Source organism: Marinimicrobium sp. UBA4509 (assembly GCF_002388575.1).
GTDB lineage: Bacteria > Pseudomonadota > Gammaproteobacteria > Pseudomonadales > Cellvibrionaceae > Marinimicrobium > Marinimicrobium koreense.
In genome coordinates, this window is record NZ_DGMV01000060.1 from 127,339 (window position 1) to 128,825 (window position 1,487).

A 1,487-nucleotide genomic window follows, 5' to 3' on the forward strand; every position below is an offset into this window, starting at 1 on the left:
GCACGGCGGCATGCTCCGCATCCGCCGTTATCGTTACACGCTTTACTCTTCGATCAACACGCTCTGGTATTCATTCAATACCGCCGGATCGATTTCGGGCCAACCATCTTCGGTCCACTCGATTTCGGCGATCTTCAGTTTTTGCAGGCCTTCGTCTGCGGCTTCATAGGCGTGAAATACCAGGTAGTCTTTACCATCGAAGGTGTAGGCACTGTTATGACCCAAGCCATACCAGTCTTCATTCCCTTTCAGAATGATGGTGCCGCCGCCCTCATTCATTGGCTTACCGGTTTTATCCAGATAAGGACCCGTCACATCTTTTGAGCGGCCGACCACCATATGGTAAGTGCTATCGGCGCCCCGGCAGCACAGGCCCCAGGAGACGAACTGATAATAGTAGTCGCCCTTTTTGAAAATAAACGGCCCTTCAATTTGGGCCGGGCCCGCCTGGGTGTCATCCACCAGAATGGAGCGATCGCGCTTGGAAATGGTGTACCACTCCTGTGGCTCGGCCGGTGCCGTCCAATCTTCATTCAGTTTGAACATTTTCATGCCGCCCCAGAAGGAGCCGAAGCTGAACCAGGCATCGCCCTTTTCATCCACGATGACGTTGGGGTCAATGGCGTTCCACATGTCCCGGTTGGGTACCGACTGCAACACCAGGCCCTGGTCTTCCCAGCCGTAATCGTCCGACTCGGGGTTTAGGGTCTTGGTGGTAGTGACACCCATACCGGAGGTGTTCTTCCCGAAGGCGGAGACGGAGTAGTACAGGTACCACTGCTCCGTGTCTTCGTTATAGATGATGTCCGGCGCCCACAAGTGGCCATTAAACTCCGGTGCCACCTCTCTGGCCCAGTCGGGCTCGCCTTCAAAAGCACGCCCCTGACGCTCCCAGTTCACCATGTCCTCGGAGTTGTAAATGGTGATACCGGGGCCGGTACTGAACAGGTAGTACTGATCGCCCTCTTTTGCCATAACCGGGTCATGAATGCTGACCTGCTTTTGGGCCTGACACCCCACAGCGCTCAGTGCTGCCAGCGACACAACAATGCCTTTTAACCAGTGTTTAACGTTCATGGTGTTACCTCATGGTCCGTAAGTCGGTTGGTGGTCAGTCCACCATGGAGGGCTTACCAAATACCGGGAAGCCGTCCGCATCGTATTTGATGGGTTTAATGAAGGTATGGCGATCCGGATTCCACAGCGGGTCCCCTTCGATTTCGGTGTAGGTCCGGGCGTGGTACACGAGCATATCGGTCTTACCGTCTTCGGCGACGGTGAAGCTGTTATGGCCCGGGCCGTAAATGGCATTGTCCATATCGCTCTGGAACACCGGCTTCTGGGATTTGGTCCAGCTTTTTGGATCCAGCAGATCAGCGTCCTGGTCCGCCCAGATGACACCCATACAATAATTTTCGTCGGTGGCGCTACCGGAGTAGGTGATGAATATACGGCCATTGCGAATCAGTACGGCGGGCCCTTCGTTG

At 55.0% G+C, this 1,487-nt stretch carries 2 protein-coding genes; both read right to left on the bottom strand.

Going from position 1 to position 1,487, the window contains the following annotated elements:
- Positions 1 to 42: 42 nt before the first annotated feature.
- Complete coding sequence (locus B3520_RS11890; RefSeq protein ID WP_286806045.1) at positions 43 to 1,077, bottom strand: arabinan endo-1,5-alpha-L-arabinosidase; 1,035 nt, start codon at positions 1,075 to 1,077, stop codon at positions 43 to 45.
- A gap of 34 nt (positions 1,078 to 1,111) precedes the next feature.
- Positions 1,112 to 1,487 (bottom strand): family 43 glycosylhydrolase (locus B3520_RS11895; RefSeq protein WP_286876120.1); only part of this gene is annotated, 376 nt, incomplete at its 5' end.

Coding starts and splice junctions, on each gene's coding strand:
- B3520_RS11890 (WP_286806045.1), bottom strand. CDS start 1,077: ATGAACGTTAAACACTGGTTAAAAGGCATTGTTGTGTCGCTGGCAGCA.